This window comes from Planktothricoides sp. SR001 (genome assembly GCF_001276715.1).
Taxonomy (GTDB): Bacteria; Cyanobacteriota; Cyanobacteriia; order Cyanobacteriales; family Laspinemataceae; genus Planktothricoides; species Planktothricoides raciborskii.
The window spans coordinates 24,458-47,534 of record NZ_LIUQ01000024.1; the positions used below are offsets into that span (position 1 = coordinate 24,458).

The window sequence follows — 23,077 nt, forward strand, 5'->3', positions numbered from 1 at the left end:
GGCGGCCCCAACCAACAACCAAAGAATCCCTACCCAACAACTAACAACCAACAACTAACAACCAACAAATACATGAAATTGCATCGGCAAATTTTGGCTCATTTGCCCAAACTTAACCAAAAAATTTGGATTCTAATTTTTGGCAGATTTTTATCGGGAATTGGGACGGGATTTACTTTATTTTATGCCCCAATATTTTTTGCTAGTGATGAATTGGGATTAACTAACACTGAGGTGGGATTTGCCCTGGGGAGTATTTCCGTTTCTGGAGTGATTGGCCGTTTTTTGAGTGGCTCAATGAGCGATTCTCCTCGGTGGGGCAGAAGACGCACTTTACTTTTGTCTACTTTAGTTTCCAGTTTGGCTTCTTTTATTTTAGCCAATACTCAAGATTTTTATACGTTATTGGCCGGAAATTTAATGATGGGTTTAGGCATCGGTTTATATTGGCCTGCCACTGAAGCAGTGGTGGCTGATTTAAGCACTGGAGAACAGCGCCATGAAGCTTATGCCATTACTCGATTAGGAGATAGTTGTGGGTTAGGTTTGGGAATTATCCTGGGCGGAATTTTTGTCTCTTTAATGGGGTCTTATCGGCTTTTATTTGTGGTGGATGCGATTTCTTTTTTGGTATTTTCCGGGGTTATTTATCAAGCCATTCCTGAAACTTATCAGTTCGATCGCCATCAAAAGCAGAAATTAGAAAAAAATGGCTGGTTGGTTGCTATGGGCGATCGCGCCTTATGGATTTATTGTGTCGTAAATATTCTGTTTACTACCTATATCTCCCAAGTTCACACCGCAATGCCAATTTATTTTAGTCAGTTTGTTGGCTCAGGTTTGCCCACGATCTTAATTAGTGCTTTATTTACTTGGCACCTCGTCCTTTCGATTGTTTTACAATTACCAACCGCCCGGTTTCTCCGCCGCTTTAGTCATACAAAAGCATTGATTTTTTCTAGCCTATTATGGGGTACTGGTTTTATTTTCACTGGCATTACGGGAATCATCAATTCTGGTCAAATTGTGGTCGCTTTATTGGCTTCCGGCATTCTGGCGATCGCCACCGTTGCTTATTTACCTTCTGCCTCTGCTTTGGTGGCAGACTTAGCACCCCCCTCCGGTCGCGGGGTCTATCTTTCAATTAACTCTCAATGTTGGGCTGTGGGTTATTTTATTGGCCCAGTCTTAGCTGGTTGGACATTCGATCGACCCCGTCCTTGGGCAGATTTATTATGGCCAGGCTGGGCGGTTACAGTGCTAGGTGCGATCGCGATTTTGCAACTCTTAGATCGAACCTTAAAAAGTAATCATTAATAGACTTAAAGGTGCGTCTAGCTGCATTCTAAAAAACCCCAACCCCCCCCTTTTTAGCCCTAATCTTGTAGGGGTTTATAAACCACGAAAAATCCTTCAACAGAAGATCGTTATTTCGTGTAGGGGCGAAGCATTCCCGTACAAAACTTACGCCTTCAGAAACCGGGTTTCTTGTAGGCTCCTAAGTGGTCGTCCCGGTATGAAACCAGAAACCCGGTTTCTCTTACGGGAATGCTTCGCCCCTAAAAGCCCCGATAGAACCGACCAATATTTATGGCCTATTCACTTGAAAACCGCCGTAAAATAACGATTTTTCCCATCCGGGCTTTCAACCCTCACAATATTAGCCCTTAGCCCCCTTTTTAAGGGTGGTTGGGGGGTTCTATCCGGTTTCGGGAAAGCAATCTGGTCTAATATTTTGTCTAATATTCTAATATATTATATAATAATTTATATAATATATTTTCGATATTTACCCAGAGTAAATCCCGCGTAAATTCCGCCTAACACACCCTACCTAATTCTGACTAATTCCTCCTAAATTCCCGTCGAACCAAATCCCTTAGCGCCTCTGGTAGTGGCGCTGATTTCTCCGCGACAAACCTCCACCTTTGGGCGGAAAACAGGGGCAATCACCATTTGAGCAATTCTCATCCCTTTTTCTACCTGAAAATCCTGCGGGGAATGATTGATTAAAATCACTTTAATTTCTCCCCGATAGCCTTCATCAATCGTGCCTGGAGTATTCAACACCGTAATGCCATGCTTGGCAGCTAAACCACTGCGAGGGCGAACTTGCGCCTCGGTTAAATGGGGTAATTCTATGGCAATTCCCGTCCCCACTAACCGCCATTCACCGGCAGGGATTAAAATGTCTTCATACGCTAACAAATCCATGCCTGAATCGGTGTCATGGGCATAGGTGGGAACTTGGGCATCAGCATATAACAGATGAATCTTCATGTTGATTTTGACCATAATTGCGCTTGTCTATATATAAATCCTGGTAGGATTTTTTTAGCCTTTTGTAGCGAAACATAAAAATTTTGATTATGATGGAAAATAAACCCCAAGTATCCCAACTCGACCTTAGACCTACCTGGGATGAATATTTTCTCATGTTGGCGAAATTGGCGGCTACACGGTCGAGTTGCCTAGCGTTTCCCGTGGGGGCGGTGATTGTCAAAAATAAGCAGGTGTTAGCGACGGGCTACAATGGCGCCCCGGCTGGTTCCCCCCACTGTACCACCCAAGGATATTGCTATCCGGGATTAAGTAGTTGTGATGCTTCCACAACTTTGCCCTCTCGCGCTGTCCATGCGGAGGCAAATGCGATCGCCCAAGCCGCCAAACACGGCATTTCCACGGAAGGGGCTTGTATTTACGTCACCTTAGAACCTTGTCTCTCCTGCTTAAAACTGGTGATTTCCGCTGGAATTCACGAAATTTACTATGAAACCTCTTTTAATAGTGGGGAAAAAGCCTTAGTTAGAGACTCTTTTATTGCTGAGGGATTAGTCACCCTTAAACAAATTCACTTATCAGAAACCATTGCCCAAAAAGCGGCGTCATTTCTATTAAATCCCACGTCAATTCCTGGAAATAAAAATTTTTGATTGGGAGCATTTCATCTTTGTCAGGGCGAAGCATAAAGCCTGACGGCATAGCTTCGCTTACCGGGCAGTTAATTCTCGGTTTTCACAGTTAAGATAACTGTCCGAATGCTTCGCCCCTACTATCCTGTTTGCAAATATCGAATGCTCCCTTTTGATTTACCTTGGCAAATCATGTTAGATCATTTTCCTATTTTATTTCTAATAATACCATGAATAAACCAATTTTTTGCTTTAAAACCTTGACTGTCACCCTGTTAGCTGGGTTAATTCCCGTGCTATTTTTGGCAGCTTGCGCCCCCAATTCCCAACAAACAAGTAAACCCGCTTCAAGGGATAAAACACTGGGCAGTGACGCGACAATAACACCAGGAGCAAGCACACCAGCACCAGCAACAACCACACCGGGTACTCCAGCCCCCGCAACTCCCCAGGAACAAGTAGCAAATGCACCGCAAATGATGGCGGAAACCAAAGCGGAATCCTTAAAAATGTCGGAGAATATTGCTAAACCCGAAGAAGGGGAAATTGAAGACTTTAATACAGAACAATATAATCTGATCGTAGAGAATCCATTTCAACCAGTCACGGTTAGCCCACTGTCTACATTTTCCATTGATGTAGATACGGCTTCTTATAGCAATTTACGGCGGTTTATTAGTCAGAAAACTTTGCCCCCTGTGGATGCGGTGAGAATTGAAGAGTTGATTAATTATTTCCCTTACGACTATCCCCAACCGGAAGGAGATAAACCTTTTTCCGTTACCACAGAAATTGCTCAAACTCCCTGGAATTCTAAACATCAGTTAGTCAGTATTGGCTTACAAGGAAAAAGTATCGTAGCGGAAGAACTGCCACCGAGTAATCTGGTATTTTTGCTCGATGTTTCTGGGTCAATGGAAGACCCGAATAAGTTGCCTTTGTTGAAGTCTTCTTTTCAGTTACTTGTGAATGAGTTAGGGGAAAAAGACCGGGTATCTATTGTGGTTTATGCCGGGGCAGCAGGTATGGTTTTGCCTCCCACACCGGGAAATCAAAAAGATAAAATTTTAAGCGCTATTAATGAGTTAAACGCCGGTGGTTCTACGGCTGGTGGAGAAGGAATTAAGCTGGCTTATGAAGTGGCAAAACAAAATTTTATTCCATCAGGAAATAACCGAGTTATTTTAGCCACTGATGGGGATTTTAATGTGGGAGTTTCCAGTGATGGGGAACTGGTGCGGCTAATTGAAGATTATCGAGAACGGGGGGTTTTTCTGACGGTGCTTGGCTTTGGTATGGGCAATTTAAAAGATGCCAAAATGGAGCAACTGGCGAATAAAGGTAATGGCAATTATGCTTATATTGATAGCTTGCTAGAAGCGAAAAAGGTGTTAGTTAGTGAAATGGGGGCGACCCTGTTAACTATTGCCAAAGATGTGAAAATTCAAGTGGAGTTTAATCCGGCAAAAGTGCAAGCTTATCGGTTGATTGGTTATGAAAATCGCCGCCTGCGAGATCAAGATTTTAATGATGATACCAAAGATGCGGGGGAATTAGGGGCAGGTCATTCGGTGACGGCACTTTATGAGATTATTCCTACTGGGGTAGAAAGTGATGTGAATTTACCCACTGTCGATCCGTTAAAGTATCAACAGAATGCGGTGGATGCGACGGCTTATAATAGCAATGAGTTGATGATGGTGAAGTTGCGTTATAAGGCACCGAATGAGAATGAGTCGAAGTTAATTCAACAGCCAGTGGTTGAGAACCAAGTGAGTTTTGCTGATGCTTCTAATAATTTGAAATTTGCGGCGGCAGTGGCAGAGTTTGGGATGATTTTACGAGATTCTCCCTATAAGGGTTCGGCTACTTTTGCTGAGGTGTTAAAGTTAGCGCAAGAGTCCCAAGGAGTTGATTTAGAAGGCTATCGGGCTGAGTTTATTCGGTTGGTAGAAAAAAGTCAGGCGATCGCCCCTAGAAAATCTTAGTAGTATTCGTAGGTTGGGTTGAGGCACGAAACCCAACTAATACCGTTTTTAATTAGGACTTACGCAAGTAATCTACATATAGCGTATTGGTGCGTTACGCTTTGCGCTAACACACCCTACGGATAGCTAGAAAATCTTAGTTGGGTTCAAAAGTAATTAAAAACCGGGTTTTTATCCAAGAAACCCGGTTTTTATAATTGCTCCTAATTAAGGTCGGTGACTGCGGCGAATTTGGGTAATTTGGTCAGCTTGATCTAATAAAGCATTCGGCATATTTGGCCCAGTTAAAATGATATCAACGTGACTGGGACGATTATCCAGTAGTTCGATCACTTCCTCTTCTGGAATTAAGCCAAAATGAATAGCCAAACTTAATTCGTCAAGCACGACTAAATCGTATTTTCCGGCCGTCACCGCTTGTTGGGTATGTTCCCACAATTCGCGTAAGGCAGCTACTTCGATTTCTTCCAGTTCAGGGGTGTCAATGCAGCGGGGCAGATTACATCTAATCCATTCTAAATTTTGCCCTAGGCGAACGGGATTTTCTTTCCCACCACCGATTCCGCCTTTGAGAAACTGTACCACTAACACTGGGGTTCCCTGACCGGCAATTCTCAAGGCTTGCGCCATGACGTTGGTAAAAAAGCAGCGGTGGGTGCTAGTGAACACCTGAACCAGTCCCGAAATCGCATAAGCGGGACGAATTGGAGTTTCGACAATCGGAGTTTCAAGCTGTGCAATCATACGGGCAGTTTTCCCTGTTAGAAGGTCTAATAGAAGGTCTAAATAGTAGATCTACGGAGACAAAAGCTGTGGAGCATGACCATGATAACAGACAATATGTAGCGTATTTTTGATAATTTAGGCAAAAATGAACACTAGATGTATGAAACTGAAGTGGCCTAGATCACCATCGCTTTTGATGATACTTGCTTTGGGATAAATTCTGTAAATTTATTTAAAATCCAAAATTTCTTTTTTTGTCATTCTTCCTTGGTCTTTTAACAAATAACATATAACAAATAGCAATAAACAAGTAACAAATAAAGAATGAAAAATAACTTTTTTAATGATGAAAGGTAAAATTTGTAGTAAAGTCTACTGTGGGTACGAGTAGGAGAGTAGTTTCGTGAGATTGGTAATTCTGGGCGGGCCGGGTGCTGGCAAAGGAACACAAGCAAATAAGTTGTGTAATTATTTTCAAATTCCTTTGGTTTCTATTGGCGATATTCTTCGAGAGGCGATCGCGGCAGAAACGAAGTTGGGAAAAAAAGCCCAACCTTATGTGGCAAAAGGCGAACTGGTGCCAGATATGACGATGATTAAATTTGTGCGCGATCGCCTGCTGCAACCAGATACGAAAAATGGCTGGTTATTGGATGGTTATCCCCGCACCGCTTTCCAAGCGGAAGAGTTAGATTTTTTACTGGATCATTTGCAGCAAAAGTTAGATTGGGCGATTTTTTTAAATGTGCCAGAGGATGTATTAATCCAGCGCTGCAAAAATCGAGAATATAGGCGGACTGATGACGAACCGGAAATCGTCAAACGGCGGATTGATTTGTTTAATCAGCGCACGATTCCCTTGTTGGAATATTATGAATATTACCAGCGACAACGCCTGATTTCCGTTCACGGAGAACAAACTCCCGAAGCAATATTTCAGGAAGTTTTGACCCAGATTAAGACTCAATAATGTCACAGGGTGAGAGGCGATCGCCCATATAATTTTTAAGAATTAATTGAATTTTTTTATGACTTGGCAACGTCCTGATGGCAGAAAAGCGGATCAATTACGTCCGATTTCTTTTGAGAAAGATTTTACTCGATTTGCGGCGGCTTCGGTGTTAACTCGATGTGGTGATACCCAGGTACTTTGTAATGTTAGTATTGAGCCTGGAGTGCCGAAATTTTTATTCGGTCAAGGGAAAGGTTGGCTGACTGCGGAATATCGAATGCTTCCCGGTGCTACGTTACAACGGCAACGCCGGGAGTTTATGCAGCTATCCGGTCGCACCCAAGAAATTCAACGGTTAATTGGCCGAAGTTTGCGGTCTTGTTTGGATTTTCAAGTGTTAGGAGAAAGGACGATTACGGTGGATGCAGATGTGTTGCAAGCGGATGCCGGAACGCGGACAACGGCCATTACGGGCGGGTTTGTGGCGCTGTCTTTGGCGATGCAAAAGCTAGTAGAAAAAGGGGAATTGGCGCGATCGCCGATTATTAATCAGGTGGCAGCAGTGTCCGTGGGACTGCTCGACGGTGAGGCATTTCTGGATTTAAATTACCCGGAAGATGTGGCAGCAGATATTGATTGTAATGTGGTAATGACCGGGGATTTAAACTTAATTGAAATCCAAGGTACGGCGGAAGCGGGTAGCTTTAGCCGAGGTCAATTAAATCAGATTTTAGATGTGGCGGAAAAAGGCATGAAAGAATTATTCGCCGCCCAGGGTAAGGTAATTAGTAATTCTGTCTGAATCATTTAATGATTAGAATTGCTTAAGGAGTAAACCATGTTACGCTACTTTCTGACTCTGATTTCTACAATGGCGTTCACAGGGGCGATCGCCATTTTTCCTAAATATTGGGGGGCGTTACAAGATAAACGTCTGAGTGGTCCTGTTCTCAGTGGTTTGCTATTCACTGCCTTGGCGATCTGGGTAATTTTTAGGCTGCTAAAAGAAGATTTTCCCCTAGGTGCGGCACCCGTAAAAATCTTTAAGCAATATGTGTTTTATGGTATTCAGTTTGGCAGTTTAATTGGATTTTTTTGCTTATCTGGTTGGTTATTATCTTTGGGTACGGATTGGCTATTTTCTAGATTTTTATCAGCAACCATTGTTAATGGATTATCTTTTCTTTGCTTTAGTTTATTTGCGATCGGGGTGATTCGCCTAATTACCTGGATGATCGATCAGAAAATTTTTTGATAGTTTCCGATCAGTATCTACTCAGAATTGAGTGAATTTTGCTAAGTCTGATTTGGGCGAGATGGATATAAGCGATCGCGTAACTTAATCACCGGATGTTCAATTAATTGAGCCATAAAAATTCCCAAGAGAATACTGCCGAATAGATAAAGCCAAAATTCAACAACAAAATGAATTTTATGCGGAGAAATTTCTTTAATCCATTCCACTACCCATTTCGCAACAGGCATATGCCAAAGATAAATTGAGTATGAATTTAAACCAATAAAAGCGATCGCATCAGTTGTCGCCTCAATGATTTTATGGATTGGATTTCCTTTAGGCAAATGAGGTTGCCAGTACAGTAGAAAACAGATCAGACCCCCAAACCCAAGATCCACGAAAGTGACACCAATTTCGTGCATAAAAACACTTTTTTCCAAGTCTAAAACTAGACAAGGTGAGAGGAAAAAAATGCTGACTATCAGGATACTATTCATGCGTCGCTGAATAAACTGAGAAAATTTAGCCTGGTGAAAATTGTGCAAGTAAGCGAGTAAAACGCCAAAGCTGAGTGAATCTAACCGTAAATGAGTATGATGAAGATAGTGATTTGTATAGGGAATATACCACTCTGTGACGATCCGAACGAGTAGCATCAAAATAGCGATCGCTACAACCAGAGGAACGATCGCCTTAAATGGATCTGCTTTATCTTTAGAAAAGTGGCATAAACTGATTAAACAAATCGGTAAAACAATCACATAGAAATGCTGGTCTACAGCTAAATACCAAGTATGATTCCACAGACCTAAAAAATAATTTTGCACAAAGAATAGTTCAGCCCCTACCGACGCCAGCTTAAAAGGTTGTTGGCAAATCAGATTATATAAAATTGTTACGGCAATTAATAGATAAAATGGTAAATAAATTCTAATTCCGCGACGACTTAAAAAATCATAAAAATTGATTTTGCCAGTTTTTTTGTATTCTCTGAATAAAATTCCCCCCACGAGAAAGCCACTCAATAAAAAAAATAAGTCAACCCCTGTCCAGCCAGCGATATACCAAACCTCACTAATAAATTTATGTCTGCCTAGGACTAATAAAACCGCGATCGCTCTGAGAATATCGAGGGATTTAAATCGGTTATGATTCGGTTCATTTTTCTGATAATTTGTCATTTGATGAATCTATATTATATTATTGTTTAATTCCGTGCCTTGATCTAGACAATTCTGGCTTTGATAACGGATCGATACCCCCACCCCCCGATAAGCACGCCAATCGGATAAGCGAGAATTTGGCCACAAGTCTAGTATAGCAAATTCATAAAATCGTTTTCTGTTTATCGATCTATGCCAATCTATGCCAAATTTAAATTTGAGGTTAAGCCATATAAAAATCTATAAAAAATATTAAAATTTGCCCATATTTATCATATATATGTTAATATTGCAGATATCTTGGTTAATTAGCTAAAAGTTAATAGATGATTTAATAAATTCCTTTGATTAAAAAAAACACCCAAAAAATATCCTGTTTTTAGTAATTATTTTTCATTCTAAAAAATTGTATGTCTAATCATCGGTTTGTTACTTATAATATCCTCTCTAGCCATTTAGCTGAACCGGAACATTTTGTTAAGTGCGATCGGGCTGACTTAGACCCAGAAACTCGCCTCAACCGGATCGTGGCCAAATTATTACCGGAAATTGCCCAAAACTCGATTATTTGTCTCCAAGAAGTTTCGACATTGTGGGCTGGTGAGTTGCATCGGTTTTTCGCTAACCATAATTATTATTTAGTCACGGGTTTATATGGCCATCAGAAAAATGGTTATATGGGAGTAGCCATTGCTTTTCCTCTGGGAAAGTACCAAATGTTAGAGGCCAAAATAGAACGGTTAAGTGATAGCCGGGATTGGCCAAAGTTATCCCCTTTAGCCGTGGCTGCAAGAAATTTCCTCCAAGGATTTGTGCGTCTGTGGGACAAAAAAAAGGCCAAAAGTCTGGAACACGCGATCGCTCATGCCCAACGGCGGACGAATCAAGTGATTTTTCTGCGGTTAGACGATAAAGCACAAGGCGATCGATTCGGGGTGGCGACTTATCATATGCCCTGTGTTTATTATGCCCCGAAAGTGATGACTATTCATACATCAATGTTGGTGCAACGTATCCAAGAATTAGCCCAAAATGATCCCTTTGTTTTAACGGGAGATTTTAATATTCGCCCCGCCGAATCTCAATATCAGTTAATTACTACGGGGTCAATGGCTAGTAATCATCCAGCTTATCCACCAATCCTCAAAGGCGATCGCTGGCGACCTGAATTAGCCACACCATTGCGGAGTGCTTATCGGGAGGCATTTGGTCAAGAACCGGAATTTACCAACTATGCTCAAACCAGAAAAAAAGCTCCTTTTCAAGAAACCTTAGATTATATTTGGTTATCTCCTCAATGGCAGGTAGTTTCTGCTTTGCCCCTACCCACTCGCGACCAAGTAACCAGTTCTTTTCCTAATCCTGAACAGCCCTCGGATCATATTTTATTGGCTGTGGAAATGACATTAAAGAAATTGGGATCATCTATATAGATGATCCCAATCCCTGTAAATATTGTGGATTGTAGAGGCGAAGCATGACCGCAGAGATTTATGGTTAAAAGCAGAGATTTAATCCGGTCATGCTTCGCCCTTTCCGACAGGTATTTCTAGTTAAAAGCAAAAAATTTTTTTACGTTTATCCTCTCACCATTCCAAAAAAAAATCAGGTTATATTTATTGCCAAAAACCCAATATTTTGATTTTAATAGTCCTAAATAGGTGACAATCATGAAGATTTGGTCGCGATCAATTTATGGTGATTAAACAACCGCTAATTGGACAAACCCTTGCCCAGGATTTCCAGCACTCAAATCCCCACTTGTCTATATATAACTAATACCGTTTCCAATTAAAAATGCAACAGTAGAATAGCGGGGCGGGGCGAAGCATGACCGTATATAGGTTAATATTTTGAGCGGATACGATCTGCCGGAATGCTTTGCCCCTACTGTTGGATGATTTTTTGTAAATGGTATAATTTTCTAGGAATACCAGTCTTTAAGCGAAAACCCCTCGACGTTCTTGATCTAACTCAATTGACTCAAACAGCGCTTGGAAATTTCCTTCCCCAAAACCATGATTACCCTTGCGCTGAATATACTCAAAAAAGATTGGGCCGATACTATTTTTCGTAAAAATTTGTAACAAAAACCCGCCCCCCTGAGCTTCCCCACCATCAATCAGAATTTTATGTTTATGCAACTTTTCGACATTTTCAGTATGGCTGGGTAAGCGGCGATCGATTAATTCATAATAAGTATCTGGAGTATCTTGGAACTCAATGCCTTTATCGGATAAACCAGCAACAGTTTTGTATAGATTGGTACTAGCCAGGGCAATATGTTGAATTCCCTCCCCATTGTACTCACGAATAAACTCGGCGATTTGAGAGCGATCGTCTTTAGTTTCATTCAGGGGGATGATCACGTTCCGACAAGGACTGGCGACAACTTCACTATATAAACCTGTTTTTTTCCCATGAATATGAAATGACCGAATCCTTTCAAAACCGAAGACTGTTTCGTAGAAACGGCACATCCTCTCTACACCACCTTGGTTCAAATTATGGGTAAGATGATCGATACGTTCCAAACAGGTTTCAGGATTAATCTCATAACTACGTTGGTAATTAAACAGAGAAAATAACTTTTTCTCCTGTTCATCATCTACCAAATAAATTAGCGAAGCACCCACACCTTTAATTGCCGGAATATCATAGTCCGTTTTTTCCGCCGGGACAGCCCCCAAGGAAATTGCTTGGTCAAAAGCTTTCTGGGAGTCTTCTACCTTAAAACCCATCGCACTCGCACCCCGGCCATGAATACTGCGAAATATCTCCGTATTCCCCCCAACACCAGGGTTAGAGATAAAGTGAATATCTCCTTGACAATGCAGGGTAGCGGGTGCTTGACCAAATTCTCCCACTTTTCGCATTCCCATTTTCTCGAACAGAGCTAAAAGCAAGTGAGGACGACTACCGGAAAACTCTAAGAAGGAAATCGATGATACTTTAACTTGATCGGTTGTTTGTGGCATATTTGAAACCTATATAAATATAAAAAAGTCTGGCAGAAATATTGATAGCAAGCCATTGGCCATCTTTTTGGTTCGCTCGGAGGATCATATAGTGGCTTAATTTGCTAAATTATACCCTGTTTATTTATTAATTTTTAATAAAAATTTCAATATTAAGAATAATAATAAAATATTATTAGCTCGTTTTTATCGTATATAAATACTTACGATCGCCTCATACCATGACTTAACTGTTTATGCTTTTTGCTGGAGATATTTCCCTAAGGTAAACTCAATTTTGTCATTATACTTATTATTGGGGTGTAGGGTCTAGGGCCGCAATGCTTGCGCCCTAGGGTGTAAGGTGTAGGGGGGTTTTCCCGGATTGGACAGGAAAAAATGCTCCTTCTCCTGCCATTTTACCCTTCTCACATCTTAAAGAAATATGCCAAAACATTAAAAAACGTTAAATAAAAAACAAAACCATTGTTTTAGTTTTAGGCTAGATCAGAGACAACCAAGAATCTGGGCGATCGCCTAGAAACCCAGAAACCTAAATTAGGAGAATATACTTATGAAATTGGCTTATTGGATGTATGCCGGCCCAGCACATATTGGCACCCTTCGCATTGCCAGTTCTTTTAAAAATGTCCATGCTATTATGCACGCTCCTCTCGGCGATGACTATTTTAATGTGATGCGATCAATGCTGGAACGGGAACGGGATTTTACCCCAGTGACTGCCAGCGTAGTAGACCGCAATGTTTTAGCGCGGGGTTCTCAAGAAAAAGTGGTGGAAAATATTGTTCGCAAAGACCGGGAAGAAACCCCGGATTTGATTGTTCTCACCCCCACTTGTACCTCTAGCATTTTGCAAGAAGACCTGGAAAACTTTGTGCAACGGGCACAACTCGATGCCAAAGGGGATGTGATGCTGGCAGATGTGAATCACTACCGGGTGAATGAACTGCAAGCCGCCGATCGCACCCTGGATCAAATTGTTAAATTTTATATCAATAAAGCCCGGAAAAAAGGCGAACTGCCGGAAGGAAAAACCGACAAACCTTCCGTCAATATTATTGGAATGTCTACCCTAGGTTTCCACAACAATCACGACTGCACGGAATTGAAGCGCTTGATGGCTGATTTGGGCATTGAAGTCAACGAAGTGATTCCCGAAGGTGCTTCGGTTCATAATCTGAAAAACCTGCCCCGCGCTTGGTTTAACTTAGTACCTTATCGGGAATTAGGCTTGATGGCGGCCAAATATTTGGAAAGCGAATTTGGGATGCCATTAGTTGATATTACCCCGATGGGAATTGTGGAAACAGCCCGCTGTATCCGCAAAATTCAGCAAGTGCTGAATGCCCAAGGTGCGGATGTAAATTATGAAGAATTTATCGATCATCAAACGCGGTTTATTTCCCAAGCGGCTTGGTTTTCTCGTTCCATTGACTGCCAAAATTTAACCGGCAAAAAAGCGGTGGTGTTTGGGGATAATACCCATGCTGCTGCTATGACAAAAATTTTGGCGCGGGAAATGGGAATTCATGTGGTTTTGGCGGGAACTTATTGTAAATATGATGCGGATTGGTTCCGGGAACAAGTCAGCGAATATTGCGATGAAGTGCTGATTAGTGACGATAATGCAGCGATTGGAGATGCGATCGCCCGCTTAGAACCGGCAGCTATTTTTGGCACCCAAATGGAACGTCATGTGGGCAAACGTTTAGACATTCCTTGTGGGGTGATTGCCTCACCGATTCACATTCAAAATTTCCCCGTGGGTTACACTCCTTTCCTGGGTTATGAAGGGGCGAATCAACTGGTGGATTTAATCTACAATTCCTTTACTTTGGGCATGGAAGACCACCTGCTAGAAATCTTTGGCGGTCACGATACCAAAGAAGTGATTACTAAAGGAATTTCGGCGGATTCTGACCTGACTTGGACAAAAGATGCCCAAGCAGAATTAAACAAAATCCCTGGTTTTGTCCGAGGCAAAATTAAGCGGAACACGGAAAAATTTGCTCGCGATCGCGGCTTTGACCAAATCACCGTTGAAGTGATGTATGCGGCAAAAGAATCTGTAGGGGCATGACATAGAAACCGGGTTTCTTTGAGAAACCCGGTTTTCGACTGGGTAGGGTGGGCAACATTTTGCCCACCCTACAATTGCTAAAATGTCTGGCTTATCATAAATTTTTGAATCTAATAAGCTGGGTAGGGTGGGCAAAATTTTGCCCACCCTACAATTGCTAAATTATCCGCTAATTTATATATAGCTAAATTGCTTGTAATATATTTTCTGAAAAATTGGTAATTATACTAATCGTTTCTGCGGATAAACTTAACTCTTGGTAAATGACTTGATTCACCGCAAATATATATTGCATTGCTGCTTGCGATGAGACTTTTTTTTCATAAGCTTCCTGAGCAAATATTTGAAGTTTTTCTTTTCCCTTAACGCTAATTTCCGGGATAGGAATCCGCCCTAAATAACCAGAAGTAATCATGTTAGACCGATTTAATATCCCCCGGACCATAAATGTCACCAAATGACTATTTAAGTAAGCAATCAGCCACCAAGTATCCCGATCGCTCGTAATAATATTGGCATTGACTCCATAAGTTGAATTAGCTGGTAAATAGCAAGCAGAAAAAGGAATTCCCATCGAAGAACAAGTTATTCCCGGTCGATATAATAGGTCTTGGTTACGCACCATAAAATTAGGAACTTTTTGGGCAATTGATAAGAAATTATCGGCTAAGTAAGCATTAGGATGAGTAAAAAACCGAGATTTACCAGGATTTTTATAGAAGGGTATGTTAAATCCTGGTTTTTTCTGTTTAGATAAATATTCGCGATCGCATCCGGTAGAAATTCCGGTGACACAAGGAAATAAAGTTCCTAACCTGGGATAAGAAAATAGCCCCTGGATTTCATCGGTCATGGCGATCGCAAATTCATAGCGATCTGATTTCCCTGACAGCAGAATTTGCTCTAAAGGTGCGGTGACAAATTTTTTCGCTTCTAATGTTGTGGCCAATTTTTGCATATTTAACGGACGATTTGCTATTTTAACTTGTTTTTGATACTCGCGTCCTTTTTGCAGAATCATAATACAAGTCCGCACGTCAGCCCCTTGAGCCAAAAACAGGTCATTGGGACAAAGAATCAGATAGTGAATTGCACAATTATTGATAATTTTTTGCCGCAATTCTGTATGCGCTTTAGCCGTCAGGAATGAATCCAGAGTAATCATCCCGATCAAAGCGCCATTCTTGGCAAAATCAATTAACGCCGATATAAACATGGAATACATATTATGTACTCCTACGTCTGAGAAAAAACTCAATAGCTTAGATTTATTTTGTCTAATATAATCGACTTCATGGCAGTTATAAGGTGGATTAGCAATATAAAAATCGTAATTTAGTCCTATTTTTTGATTTAAAATACAGTGATTTTTTTGATTGATATAGTATTCTAAAAAATCTTGGGGGTGAAAATTTATGGTTTCTGGCAAATTGAAGGATAAAATATCCATCCCGTCTACGAATACACCCCGCTTCATCAGCGGAATTGCCATTTCCCCGCGACCCACACAAGGATCTAAGGCATAACTGCCGGTGGGATTAAGGTTTGTAATTGCCCAAGCAATGAACTCAGAAATAAAAGCCGGGGTCGAGTAGTAACCTGTTTCTCGCCGGTCTATACCTGTTTTTGTCTGAATTATTTTAGGATGGCGACCCATTTTTAATTATGTAACTTGCTTGCTATGACTATTGATTAATTTTAACTAATTTTTTGAAAAAAATCAAATTTAAAATAGCGATCGCGGCTTTGACCAAATCACCGCTGAAGTGATGTATGCCGCCAAAGAATCTGTAGGGGCATAGAGTTACCTTTGCTTGACCTAGCTGGGTAGGGTGGGCTTTTACCCTACAATTGCTAAAAAAGAGGATAAAATCGGCATTGAAAAGAAAGCACGATCAGCTATCACCGGCTGCGTAAAAATTTTCATTTTTTGTTAACGTCAAATAAAAAAAAATGCGAGAATAATCGCTCGCCAGCATTAAATTTTTCTAGACAATATTCCTCATCGACTAGGGTACAAATAGTAATTGTTAGTTGTTTTGGTTTGCCTGTATATCGGGTGGCACCCAGCGCCAGAAAATCGCCTAACCAATATTCGGCAATTTGCAATTCTTCATCATCGTCAAACTTGGTTAAATAATCATCGCGCCAATTGGTACTTACCACCTCAATAACCAGGGCAATACTGTCACCTTGTGTACTGTCGATGCTTTTTTCCATAGCAACTCTTTCCCTAAAACATCTTGTTTGAGTACAATCACATCCGGGTTATAACCCGATCGCTCTCGAAAAGGTTTCACCACACAAGTTTTGGGAATCACATAAGGCAAACGACGCTGCCAAATTTCTACTTGCAGTTTCGTTGCCAAAAAACTACTAACTAATTCGTACGGGCCGGTTGGCAACATTTCAACTAAAATTCCATTGAGTAATTCATAACGTTGCCCATTTTCTGGATAGGCTTCTATAAATTCTTCAAAACTAATCAGGTCGGGGATAGATTGAATCATAATTGCTGTTTCAAACCCTCAGTCCTAGTCTAACACTTGGGGCAGATGGCGATTTTGGATTTGCCATGAAAAGGGACTGCTCCCTCGTACTCAGGGAGTATCTGAGTAGTTCCCGGGTGTATGGCTTAGATCCTTTCTTTACCAATTCAGGCTATACGCCCATATCGGTCGTCGCGGTCAGTATTTTTCCAGTATGGGTTTAATCAAAAAAACAACCCGTAAAAAAGGTATAACTCACATATATGAGCTAACACCGAGAGAGCAGTGGAAAAAGCCAGAATTTAATGACAAAGACGGATAAATAGAAGCCGAACGCCAAAAAGTCCAAGCGGCACTATCAAATGCCAGAAAAATGACCAGTCAAGACGAATTTTCAGTAAAAAATTAATCGAGTGAGCAAAATTTTGCCCACCGGATCAATAAAACCTGTCGCATATCAGCAACAGGTTTTTAATTTTAATGATTAATAAATCTGAGCGATCGCCTACAATAGTCAATAGTCAGTGATTTTCGCAATCCTGATTTAAAGCCAACAGTAAATCAGTTGCCGCCATTTTACCCAGGCAAAGATAATTTTTTTATAAAAAAATTATCTCAGGCTTACGAAGTCTATGGATTATGTTTTCGCCAACGAATTTCAGCCGATAAAAAAAAGCAGCGACTTAGGATAAATTACATAAGTCGCTGCTTTTTTTCATCGGTTATTTAAGCGGAAAATAACTAGCATTAGATCATCGCTGGAGCCGTTTTTAGGCTAACGGGAATGCCTTCACCGCCAGCAATCAAATTCGGGAAATGATGGGTATTCGGCGCGTGCATTGCCTGAATTCCCAGGGTAGCCCGATTGAGCAAATCCGCATCGGTGGAAATGACTTTGCCGGAAGCATCGATAATCGAATGGTTGAAGTTAAAGCCATTCAAATTGAAGGCCATCACCCCAATTCCCAGGGTGGCAAACCAAATGCCAATGGTGGGTAAAGCACCCATGAGAAAATGGACAGAACGGCTGTTGCGGATGCCTAATCCGGGAATTAATAATCGGCCTAAAAAGCCCGAATGTCCGGCTAAAAGATTGTAAGTTCCTTCTTGTTGGCCAAATTTATATCCCACATTTGTGGATTCTAAATCGCTGGTTTCACGAATTAAACTGCTGGTGACTAATGACCCATGTAAGGCACTTAACAAAGCCCCGCCAAAAATTCCGGCAACGCCGATCATGTGTAGCGGGTGCATTAACACATTATGTTGTGCTTGGAGGGACATCATAAAATAGAAAGTCCCGGAAATTCCCAAGGGCATTCCTTCAGAAAAGCTGCCTTGTCCGATGGGATAAATTAGCAATACGGCGGTGGCTGCGGATGCGGGGGCGGAAAAGGCGACGGCAATCCAGGGACGCATTCCCAGGCGATAGCTTAATTCCCATAAGCGGCCCATATAAGACCAAATGGCGATCGCAAAATGCAGAATTATCAGTTGATAAGGGCCACCATTGTAAAGCCATTCTTCAATGGAACTGGCTGACCAAATGGGATAGAAATGTAAACCGATCGCCGCTGAGGTGGGCACTACGGCGGCAGTAATCATATTTTGATTACCTAAAATTGACCCGAAAATAGGTTCGCGGATGCCTTCCATATCCACCGCAGGGGCAGCGATGAAGGCGATCGCAAATGTTGTCACTGCGACCAGGAATGTGGGAATCATCAAGACACCAAACCAACCAATATAAATGCGGTTTTCCGTGCTAACGATCCAGTCCACAAACATCGGCCACAAGTCACCGATATCGACTTCGCGTTTGGGTTGTAAAACGGTACTCATAATGACAAATCTCCTAATACTAGGAAAAATAAACTACTTCTTTGTTGAAGCTGTTGAAGCTGTTGTTGAAGCTGAATTGACCGCTGTTTCATTGCGGTCGATCGCGGGGTAATCCCATCACGCCTTCAACATGAGTGTTGCTCCTCCTACTTAATTCAAAACAATGAAAACAATGAGAACAACTTAATGCAAAACAACTTAATGCAAAACAACCCTTGGGTGATGGAGGCGATTCGCTTCTGCGCGATAGCTTCGCTATCGCGCAGAAGCGACCAAAGCATTTTGCTAGTGGTATAAACAATGCCTAAGCAATGCCCAACTTCCGCCGGATGAATTACCCACCCTGCTATACTAACTCATTATATACCGAAATGGTGATTAATATAAATTAAGTTTTATGTAGCTTGGGTTAACGATTGTGACGAAAGATGAAGTCAAGGAAACCCTTGAAACCCCAGAAACCAGGTTTCTAAGGTTAGTTGACTTATGTCCTTTGGGTAAATACGCCACATCTTCAAGAGAGAGAATGTTTTCGATCACTGATGAACGGAATCGCCGCAACACTGTACATTAATCATTGGAGCAATCCTCAAGACATCTTTGCCCCTTGTATCCTCATGCTTAACGTTAATCAGGCTTCCTTTTCTGTGTCTATCTTATTCGTGAAGGGTTTATTTTCGCTGCCGATCGCCCAATTGACCCTACATCCTGCTCATAGTGGCATAATTTTCTCGCTATTCACCTTAGTTTCAGGCTTATTATATTTCTTCCTAACTCCACGGTTCCGCAAATGGATCGCCAACTATCAGGGGATTTTTGTCCCGGAACCACTGGATCGGTTGCCGATCCGTCGCGGGTTCTCGATCGCCTTCACATCTTGCCTGGGAATAGTGATGATGGCCGCGATCGCCATGAATCATGGCGATCGCGGCCATCATCTTGCCCTAACTGCGGCATATCTTGGTGTGATTTTATTCAGCCTAGGAACTGCATTTTTCCCTGGAGTAATGGAGCCAAAATTGCGGCAATTTTGGCAAAAAACCCCCCAGATTGGCCGGGATGAATTACTCAGCGCCATTCGTCAAGAAATTACCGAGCGATCGCAACAGTCGTTACACCGGGCTGTATTCAATACTTTAATGTTTGACCCACACCAGGAAACAGAAACCCCCCGTCTTTGGAATGTGGATATTAAAATTGGACAAAACCCTACTCGCACCCTCAGTCCCACTGAAAAAATTATCGATGCTTTCCCCAATCAGAACCACTTAGGTCGAGTGATTTTGTTAGGGATGTCCGGTTCAGGAAAAACCACCACATTATTAGAATTAGCCGCCGATTTTTGCGATCGCGCTCTTGAGAATCCCCAAGTGCCAATCCCCGTTTTATTAGATTTACCCACTTGGCCATCTAGTCAACCATTGACTACCTGGGTTTGTGAGCAACTTCAGACTAAATATGGTGTGAGCTTTAATTTAAGCGAACTTTGGTTAAAAAACGGTCAACTCTTTCTGCTGCTCGATGGATTGGATGAACTCAAACCCTCAGATCAAGAAACCTGTGTTGCTGCCCTGAATCAATTAACATTATCCAATGGGCGATCGCCATCTTTCCTGGTTTCTACTCGCCTGGATTGCTACAAAAAAACTCGAAACAGACTAAAATTATCTGCCGCCATTGGCTTAAAAAACATCGATATAGCCCAAATTAAAAACTATTTATTAGCATCTCGAAGTCGAGAATTTTGGGAAAATATTAAAGACAATCATCATTTATTAGCCCTAGCTAAAAATCCTTTGTTTTTAAATTTAATGGTCTTAGCCAATGAAGAAATTTTAATTCACTCTTGGAAACGCATCACCGCCAAATCCGATCGCATTGACTATTTATTTAATGCTTATATTCGCAGACAACTAAGCCGTCAAACTCCTAGCCAATCCTATCCCCCTGGGAAAGAACCTACTCCCGATCGTACCAAAACTTGGTTAAAAAGCTTAGTGATGCAGACTTCGCCAAAACAACAGATAGAATTTTCCTTGGACAGTCTGCCTAAACCCTTATTTCAGCCGAACATTGAACTAATTTATTTAACTATAAATTTAATACTGCCTATCGGCTTATGTGGGTTATATATTTACTTTTATACTAAAAAAATTAGCCTAATTCCAGGAATAGTTATTCTGGGAACTACCTGGCTGTTCATGCTATTATTTTTATTATCAATAAAAAATAAAATTTTTCTTGGTAAAATTATTCCCCCAAGATATCATTTATTTTCCGCCATAAATACCATTATTTTATTTGGATTGGGACTGTTAAGTATTCGGCTAAATTGGCTGATAATTGCTCAAGCAGAAGGTCAAATTGGTGGCTTATTGTATGGATTATATTTACTCATTTTTACCATCGCGATCGCCCCACTTTTAGGCTTAATTCCTAGTATTTATGCTGCGTTTCCTTGCCTGAAACCCCTGTATATCCACTGGAATCTCGCTCGCAATGGTCGGATTCCCTGGAATTACGCCAGATTTCTGGATTTTTTAACCGAACGCTTATTTCTGCAAAAAATTCGCGGTCACTACCGCTTCATCCACCCGCTTTTTACTCAGCATTTGCAGAATCATTTTGATTAGTTGTTGGTTATTAGTTGTTGATTCTTGGTTGTTGGTTATTAGTTCTTGATTAATCTTGTTTCTATGACCAACGCTCGAAGAGATGCCTAGAAAAGAGATGCCTAGAAAAGAGATGCCTAGAACAAGCATAACCATACTCTTTCCTCTCCACTATTTCCTCTCCACTATTTCCTCTCCACCCTCTCCTGACCAATAACCTTCCCCTGAATCCGACCGAGATGTTAAGATTCATTAAGTCAGGGCGAGTGCGATCGCAATTAACGCCCTTGACACCCCAAAAAATCTCGTGTGATGGCAAATTCAACAAGGATGCAAACAATGGAAGCGGAAAAATTACAAGCAAAAATGACCGAAATTGAAGGGAAGCGCGAATATTTGCTCAAGTTATTGGAAAGACCCAACCTAGGAACCTTAAGAATTGACGTAAATCAGGCGATCGAAGAATTAGACGATCTGATTATGGAGTTCAAGCGCACCTTTCCCGACTAAAACTAGGTGATCCAGAGGCCCTCCAGAGGGAGTCATACCCAACCCGATCTAACTTGTAGGGGTCAACATTGACTCCTACAACCACCGTTGACCCTTGCTCACCCAAGACCAGGAAAAATCAATCGATCGCCGTTTGGGATCATCTCTGAGAGAGCGATCGCCCAGTTCTCACCTCCTGTCCCCTGAAGCATCTAACAGACTACAAAATTAGAGAATTTCCCATTAGATCAACCATCGATCAAGAATACCGCCCTCCCGGATACGCCCCGGATAATTATTGGATTTGGATGCAGATTAACCGCTAAAAATCTTGGCTTAGACTGAGATTGACAACGGGTTATCCCAGGGCTATACTGAGTCACTAAATCATAAAAATAGGCAATTCGTCCGCGATCGCGTGACGGCGAACCTAAGTTTTTGGCAACTGGCTCAAGAGGTAAAAAATCTTAAAAAAGATATTTAACCAGATTTAATTTATATGATTAAACAAGATTAAAAATGAAATACTCCGTTGTAATTCCAATTTTTAATGAACAAGAAACAATCTCTGAGCTTTGGAAACGTCTGCTGGGAGTGTTTCAGGCAATCAAGGATGATTGGGAAATTATTTTTGTCAATGATGGCAGCACCGATGCTTCTCGCTCAATGTTAACCCAACTCAGTCAACAGCACCAAAATGTAAAATTTTTAAGCTTATCTCGGAATTTTGGCCATCAGCCAGCCATTACCGCTGGAATTGATTATGCCCAAGGAGATGCGGTGATATTAATGGATGGTGATTTACAAGACGATCCAGACGCAATTCTCACTTTTATCGATCTGTGGAAACAGGGTTACGACGTAGTTTATGCCCTCCGCAAAAAACGCAAAGAACCCTGGCTAAAACGCCTTGCATTTAAGACGTTTTACTATCTGCAAACTACCCTATCAGACATCAACTTGCCTCGTGATGCGGGGATTTTTTCCCTACTCGATCGCCGAGTAATTCAAGCCTTAAGACAAATGCCGGAACGCAATAAATATTTGAGTGGTTTACGTGCTTATACCGGGTTTCACCAAATTGGGGTAGTAGTAGAACGGGGGCCACGGTATCATGGTCAACCACGAGTCTCCATTCGCAAGCTATTTAAATTAGCCTTTGATGGGATTTTTTCTTTTTCCACATTGCCTTTACGGTTTGTCACCTATTTGGGCATTCTGATTTCGCTCACCGCTTTGGCGATCGCCATGATTGGTTTAGTCGTAAAATTTATTTTGGGACTACAATTTTTCGATTGGCCTTTTGGCTTGACCAGCATTTTTTTCCTGGGAGGAGTGCAACTTTTATCTCTAGGAATCATTGGGGAATATATCGGGCGCATCTATGAGGAAGTAAAACAACGTCCTTATTACATTGTAGCAGAAGCAATAGGATTTGAACTATATAAAACAGTGGAAGCAACCCCCCCCGATGACCAGAACGAAAAAAAATATCACTTGACTCAATCATCCACTGAGTTACCGTCATCTCCCCAGGGAAAAATACCCCATATCGATGAAATTTATTGAGTGAATTATGAGGAATCTCATGGGATATGTGCCATCATGT

At 41.5% G+C, this 23,077-nt stretch carries 19 protein-coding genes; 11 read left to right on the plus strand and 8 right to left on the minus strand.

What is annotated here, in order from left to right; translation table 11 throughout:
• The first annotated feature begins 72 nt into the window (after positions 1 to 72).
• Positions 73 to 1,317 (plus strand): MFS transporter, encoded by a 1,245-nt coding sequence (locus AM228_RS15315; protein ID WP_054466972.1) that lies wholly within the window; start codon positions 73 to 75, stop codon positions 1,315 to 1,317.
• A 537-nt stretch (positions 1,318 to 1,854) separates the two neighbouring features.
• Here the strand turns inward: AM228_RS15315 and dut are convergent.
• Positions 1,855 to 2,286, minus strand: a complete 432-nt coding sequence (dut, locus tag AM228_RS15320) for a dUTP diphosphatase (RefSeq protein ID WP_082348897.1) — start codon at positions 2,284 to 2,286, stop codon at positions 1,855 to 1,857.
• A gap of 86 nt (positions 2,287 to 2,372) precedes the next feature.
• Between dut and AM228_RS15325 the strand changes: the two genes are divergently transcribed.
• Both AM228_RS15325 and AM228_RS15330 read left to right on the plus strand, forming a co-directional pair.
• On the plus strand, positions 2,373 to 2,933 hold the full coding sequence (locus tag AM228_RS15325; RefSeq protein ID WP_054466974.1) for a dCMP deaminase family protein: 561 nt from the start codon (positions 2,373 to 2,375) through the stop codon (positions 2,931 to 2,933).
• A 209-nt stretch (positions 2,934 to 3,142) separates the two neighbouring features.
• Positions 3,143 to 4,900 carry a VWA domain-containing protein gene (locus tag AM228_RS15330; RefSeq protein WP_054466975.1) on the plus strand — a complete coding sequence of 586 codons (1,758 nt, stop codon included), beginning with the start codon at positions 3,143 to 3,145 and terminating at the stop codon, positions 4,898 to 4,900.
• Positions 4,901 to 5,107: 207 nt separating this feature from the next.
• Here AM228_RS15330 and AM228_RS15335 read toward each other — a convergent pair whose 3' ends face one another.
• Positions 5,108 to 5,644, minus strand: a complete 537-nt coding sequence (locus tag AM228_RS15335) for a P-loop NTPase family protein (protein WP_054466976.1) — start codon at positions 5,642 to 5,644, stop codon at positions 5,108 to 5,110.
• 385 nt (positions 5,645 to 6,029) lie between these two features.
• On the opposite strand from AM228_RS15335, the gene AM228_RS15340 reads away from it, so the two are divergent.
• Genes AM228_RS15340 through AM228_RS15350 form a run of 3 tightly spaced genes read left to right on the plus strand, consistent with a single transcriptional unit; the run spans position 6,030 to position 7,833 of the window.
• Positions 6,030 to 6,596, plus strand: a complete 567-nt coding sequence (locus tag AM228_RS15340; RefSeq protein ID WP_054466977.1) for an adenylate kinase — start codon at positions 6,030 to 6,032, stop codon at positions 6,594 to 6,596.
• Positions 6,597 to 6,654: 58 nt separating this feature from the next.
• Entirely contained in the window at positions 6,655 to 7,380 is a 726-nt protein-coding gene (gene rph, locus AM228_RS15345) for a ribonuclease PH (RefSeq protein WP_054466978.1), read from the plus strand.
• 36 nt (positions 7,381 to 7,416) lie between these two features.
• Positions 7,417 to 7,833, plus strand: a complete 417-nt coding sequence (locus AM228_RS15350; protein ID WP_054466979.1) for a hypothetical protein — start codon at positions 7,417 to 7,419, stop codon at positions 7,831 to 7,833.
• A 41-nt stretch (positions 7,834 to 7,874) separates the two neighbouring features.
• On the opposite strand, the gene AM228_RS15355 is transcribed toward AM228_RS15350, so the two are convergent.
• The gene (locus AM228_RS15355; protein WP_054466980.1) at positions 7,875 to 8,996 is read right to left on the minus strand and encodes an acyltransferase; all 1,122 of its coding nucleotides are present in this window, start codon (positions 8,994 to 8,996) and stop codon (positions 7,875 to 7,877) included.
• A gap of 392 nt (positions 8,997 to 9,388) precedes the next feature.
• On the opposite strand from AM228_RS15355, the gene AM228_RS15360 reads away from it, so the two are divergent.
• Positions 9,389 to 10,411: an endonuclease/exonuclease/phosphatase family protein gene (locus tag AM228_RS15360; RefSeq protein ID WP_054466981.1), complete on the plus strand. Its 1,023-nt coding sequence runs from the start codon at positions 9,389 to 9,391 to the stop codon at positions 10,409 to 10,411.
• Between the two features lie 507 nt (positions 10,412 to 10,918).
• Here the strand turns inward: AM228_RS15360 and hppD are convergent.
• Positions 10,919 to 11,956 carry a 4-hydroxyphenylpyruvate dioxygenase gene (gene hppD / locus AM228_RS15365; RefSeq protein WP_054466982.1) on the minus strand — a complete coding sequence of 346 codons (1,038 nt, stop codon included), beginning with the start codon at positions 11,954 to 11,956 and terminating at the stop codon, positions 10,919 to 10,921.
• 553 nt (positions 11,957 to 12,509) lie between these two features.
• Between hppD and bchB the strand changes: the two genes are divergently transcribed.
• The gene (bchB, locus tag AM228_RS15370) at positions 12,510 to 14,036 is read left to right on the plus strand and encodes a ferredoxin:protochlorophyllide reductase (ATP-dependent) subunit B (RefSeq protein WP_054466983.1); all 1,527 of its coding nucleotides are present in this window, start codon (positions 12,510 to 12,512) and stop codon (positions 14,034 to 14,036) included.
• Between the two features lie 184 nt (positions 14,037 to 14,220).
• On the opposite strand, the gene AM228_RS15375 is transcribed toward bchB, so the two are convergent.
• The 4 genes from AM228_RS15375 to AM228_RS15385 all read right to left on the minus strand — a co-directional run bounded on the left by AM228_RS15375 (position 14,221) and on the right by AM228_RS15385 (position 18,367).
• Positions 14,221 to 15,693 carry an N-6 DNA methylase gene (locus AM228_RS15375; protein WP_054466984.1) on the minus strand — a complete coding sequence of 491 codons (1,473 nt, stop codon included), beginning with the start codon at positions 15,691 to 15,693 and terminating at the stop codon, positions 14,221 to 14,223.
• A 266-nt stretch (positions 15,694 to 15,959) separates the two neighbouring features.
• A complete protein-coding gene (locus AM228_RS36815) occupies positions 15,960 to 16,202 on the minus strand; it encodes a hypothetical protein (protein ID WP_369817737.1) in 243 nt (80 codons plus the stop codon).
• Positions 16,196 to 16,546, minus strand: a complete 351-nt coding sequence (locus tag AM228_RS36820) for a Uma2 family endonuclease (protein ID WP_354636194.1) — start codon at positions 16,544 to 16,546, stop codon at positions 16,196 to 16,198. The genes AM228_RS36815 and AM228_RS36820 overlap by 7 nt, the downstream gene beginning before the upstream one ends.
• A 726-nt stretch (positions 16,547 to 17,272) precedes the next feature.
• Positions 17,273 to 18,367: a Photosystem Q(B) protein 1 gene (locus AM228_RS15385; protein WP_054466985.1), complete on the minus strand. Its 1,095-nt coding sequence runs from the start codon at positions 18,365 to 18,367 to the stop codon at positions 17,273 to 17,275.
• A gap of 542 nt (positions 18,368 to 18,909) precedes the next feature.
• On the opposite strand from AM228_RS15385, the gene AM228_RS15390 reads away from it, so the two are divergent.
• From AM228_RS15390 to AM228_RS15400, 3 genes are all read left to right on the plus strand, one after another.
• Positions 18,910 to 21,000, plus strand: a complete 2,091-nt coding sequence (locus tag AM228_RS15390; protein WP_082348894.1) for an NACHT domain-containing NTPase — start codon at positions 18,910 to 18,912, stop codon at positions 20,998 to 21,000.
• A 291-nt stretch (positions 21,001 to 21,291) separates the two neighbouring features.
• A complete protein-coding gene (locus AM228_RS15395) occupies positions 21,292 to 21,489 on the plus strand; it encodes a hypothetical protein (RefSeq protein WP_156331817.1) in 198 nt (65 codons plus the stop codon).
• Between the two features lie 498 nt (positions 21,490 to 21,987).
• On the plus strand, positions 21,988 to 23,037 hold the full coding sequence (locus tag AM228_RS15400) for a glycosyltransferase family 2 protein (protein ID WP_072160789.1): 1,050 nt from the start codon (positions 21,988 to 21,990) through the stop codon (positions 23,035 to 23,037).
• The last annotated feature ends 40 nt before the right edge of the window (positions 23,038 to 23,077 follow it).

Excerpts from the sequence above, each read along its gene's own strand:
- AM228_RS15355 (WP_054466980.1), bottom strand. The coding sequence starts at position 8,996 with ATGACAAATTATCAGAAAAATGAACCGAATCATAACCGATTTAAATCC.
- AM228_RS15375 (WP_054466984.1), bottom strand. The coding sequence starts at position 15,693 with ATGGGTCGCCATCCTAAAATAATTCAGACAAAAACAGGTATAGACCGG.
- rph (WP_054466978.1), top strand. The coding sequence starts at position 6,655 with ATGACTTGGCAACGTCCTGATGGCAGAAAAGCGGATCAATTACGTCCG.
- AM228_RS15315 (WP_054466972.1), top strand. The coding sequence starts at position 73 with ATGAAATTGCATCGGCAAATTTTGGCTCATTTGCCCAAACTTAACCAA.
- AM228_RS36820 (WP_354636194.1), bottom strand. The coding sequence starts at position 16,546 with ATGATTCAATCTATCCCCGACCTGATTAGTTTTGAAGAATTTATAGAA.
- AM228_RS15360 (WP_054466981.1), top strand. The coding sequence starts at position 9,389 with ATGTCTAATCATCGGTTTGTTACTTATAATATCCTCTCTAGCCATTTA.
- bchB (WP_054466983.1), top strand. The coding sequence starts at position 12,510 with ATGAAATTGGCTTATTGGATGTATGCCGGCCCAGCACATATTGGCACC.
- AM228_RS15395 (WP_156331817.1), top strand. The coding sequence starts at position 21,292 with ATGGCAAATTCAACAAGGATGCAAACAATGGAAGCGGAAAAATTACAA.
- AM228_RS15335 (WP_054466976.1), bottom strand. The coding sequence starts at position 5,644 with ATGATTGCACAGCTTGAAACTCCGATTGTCGAAACTCCAATTCGTCCC.
- AM228_RS15385 (WP_054466985.1), bottom strand. The coding sequence starts at position 18,367 with ATGAGTACCGTTTTACAACCCAAACGCGAAGTCGATATCGGTGACTTG.
- AM228_RS15330 (WP_054466975.1), top strand. The coding sequence starts at position 3,143 with ATGAATAAACCAATTTTTTGCTTTAAAACCTTGACTGTCACCCTGTTA.
- hppD (WP_054466982.1), bottom strand. The coding sequence starts at position 11,956 with ATGCCACAAACAACCGATCAAGTTAAAGTATCATCGATTTCCTTCTTA.
- AM228_RS15350 (WP_054466979.1), top strand. The coding sequence starts at position 7,417 with ATGTTACGCTACTTTCTGACTCTGATTTCTACAATGGCGTTCACAGGG.
- AM228_RS15325 (WP_054466974.1), top strand. The coding sequence starts at position 2,373 with ATGGAAAATAAACCCCAAGTATCCCAACTCGACCTTAGACCTACCTGG.
- AM228_RS15390 (WP_082348894.1), top strand. The coding sequence starts at position 18,910 with ATGAACGGAATCGCCGCAACACTGTACATTAATCATTGGAGCAATCCT.
- AM228_RS15400 (WP_072160789.1), top strand. The coding sequence starts at position 21,988 with ATGAAATACTCCGTTGTAATTCCAATTTTTAATGAACAAGAAACAATC.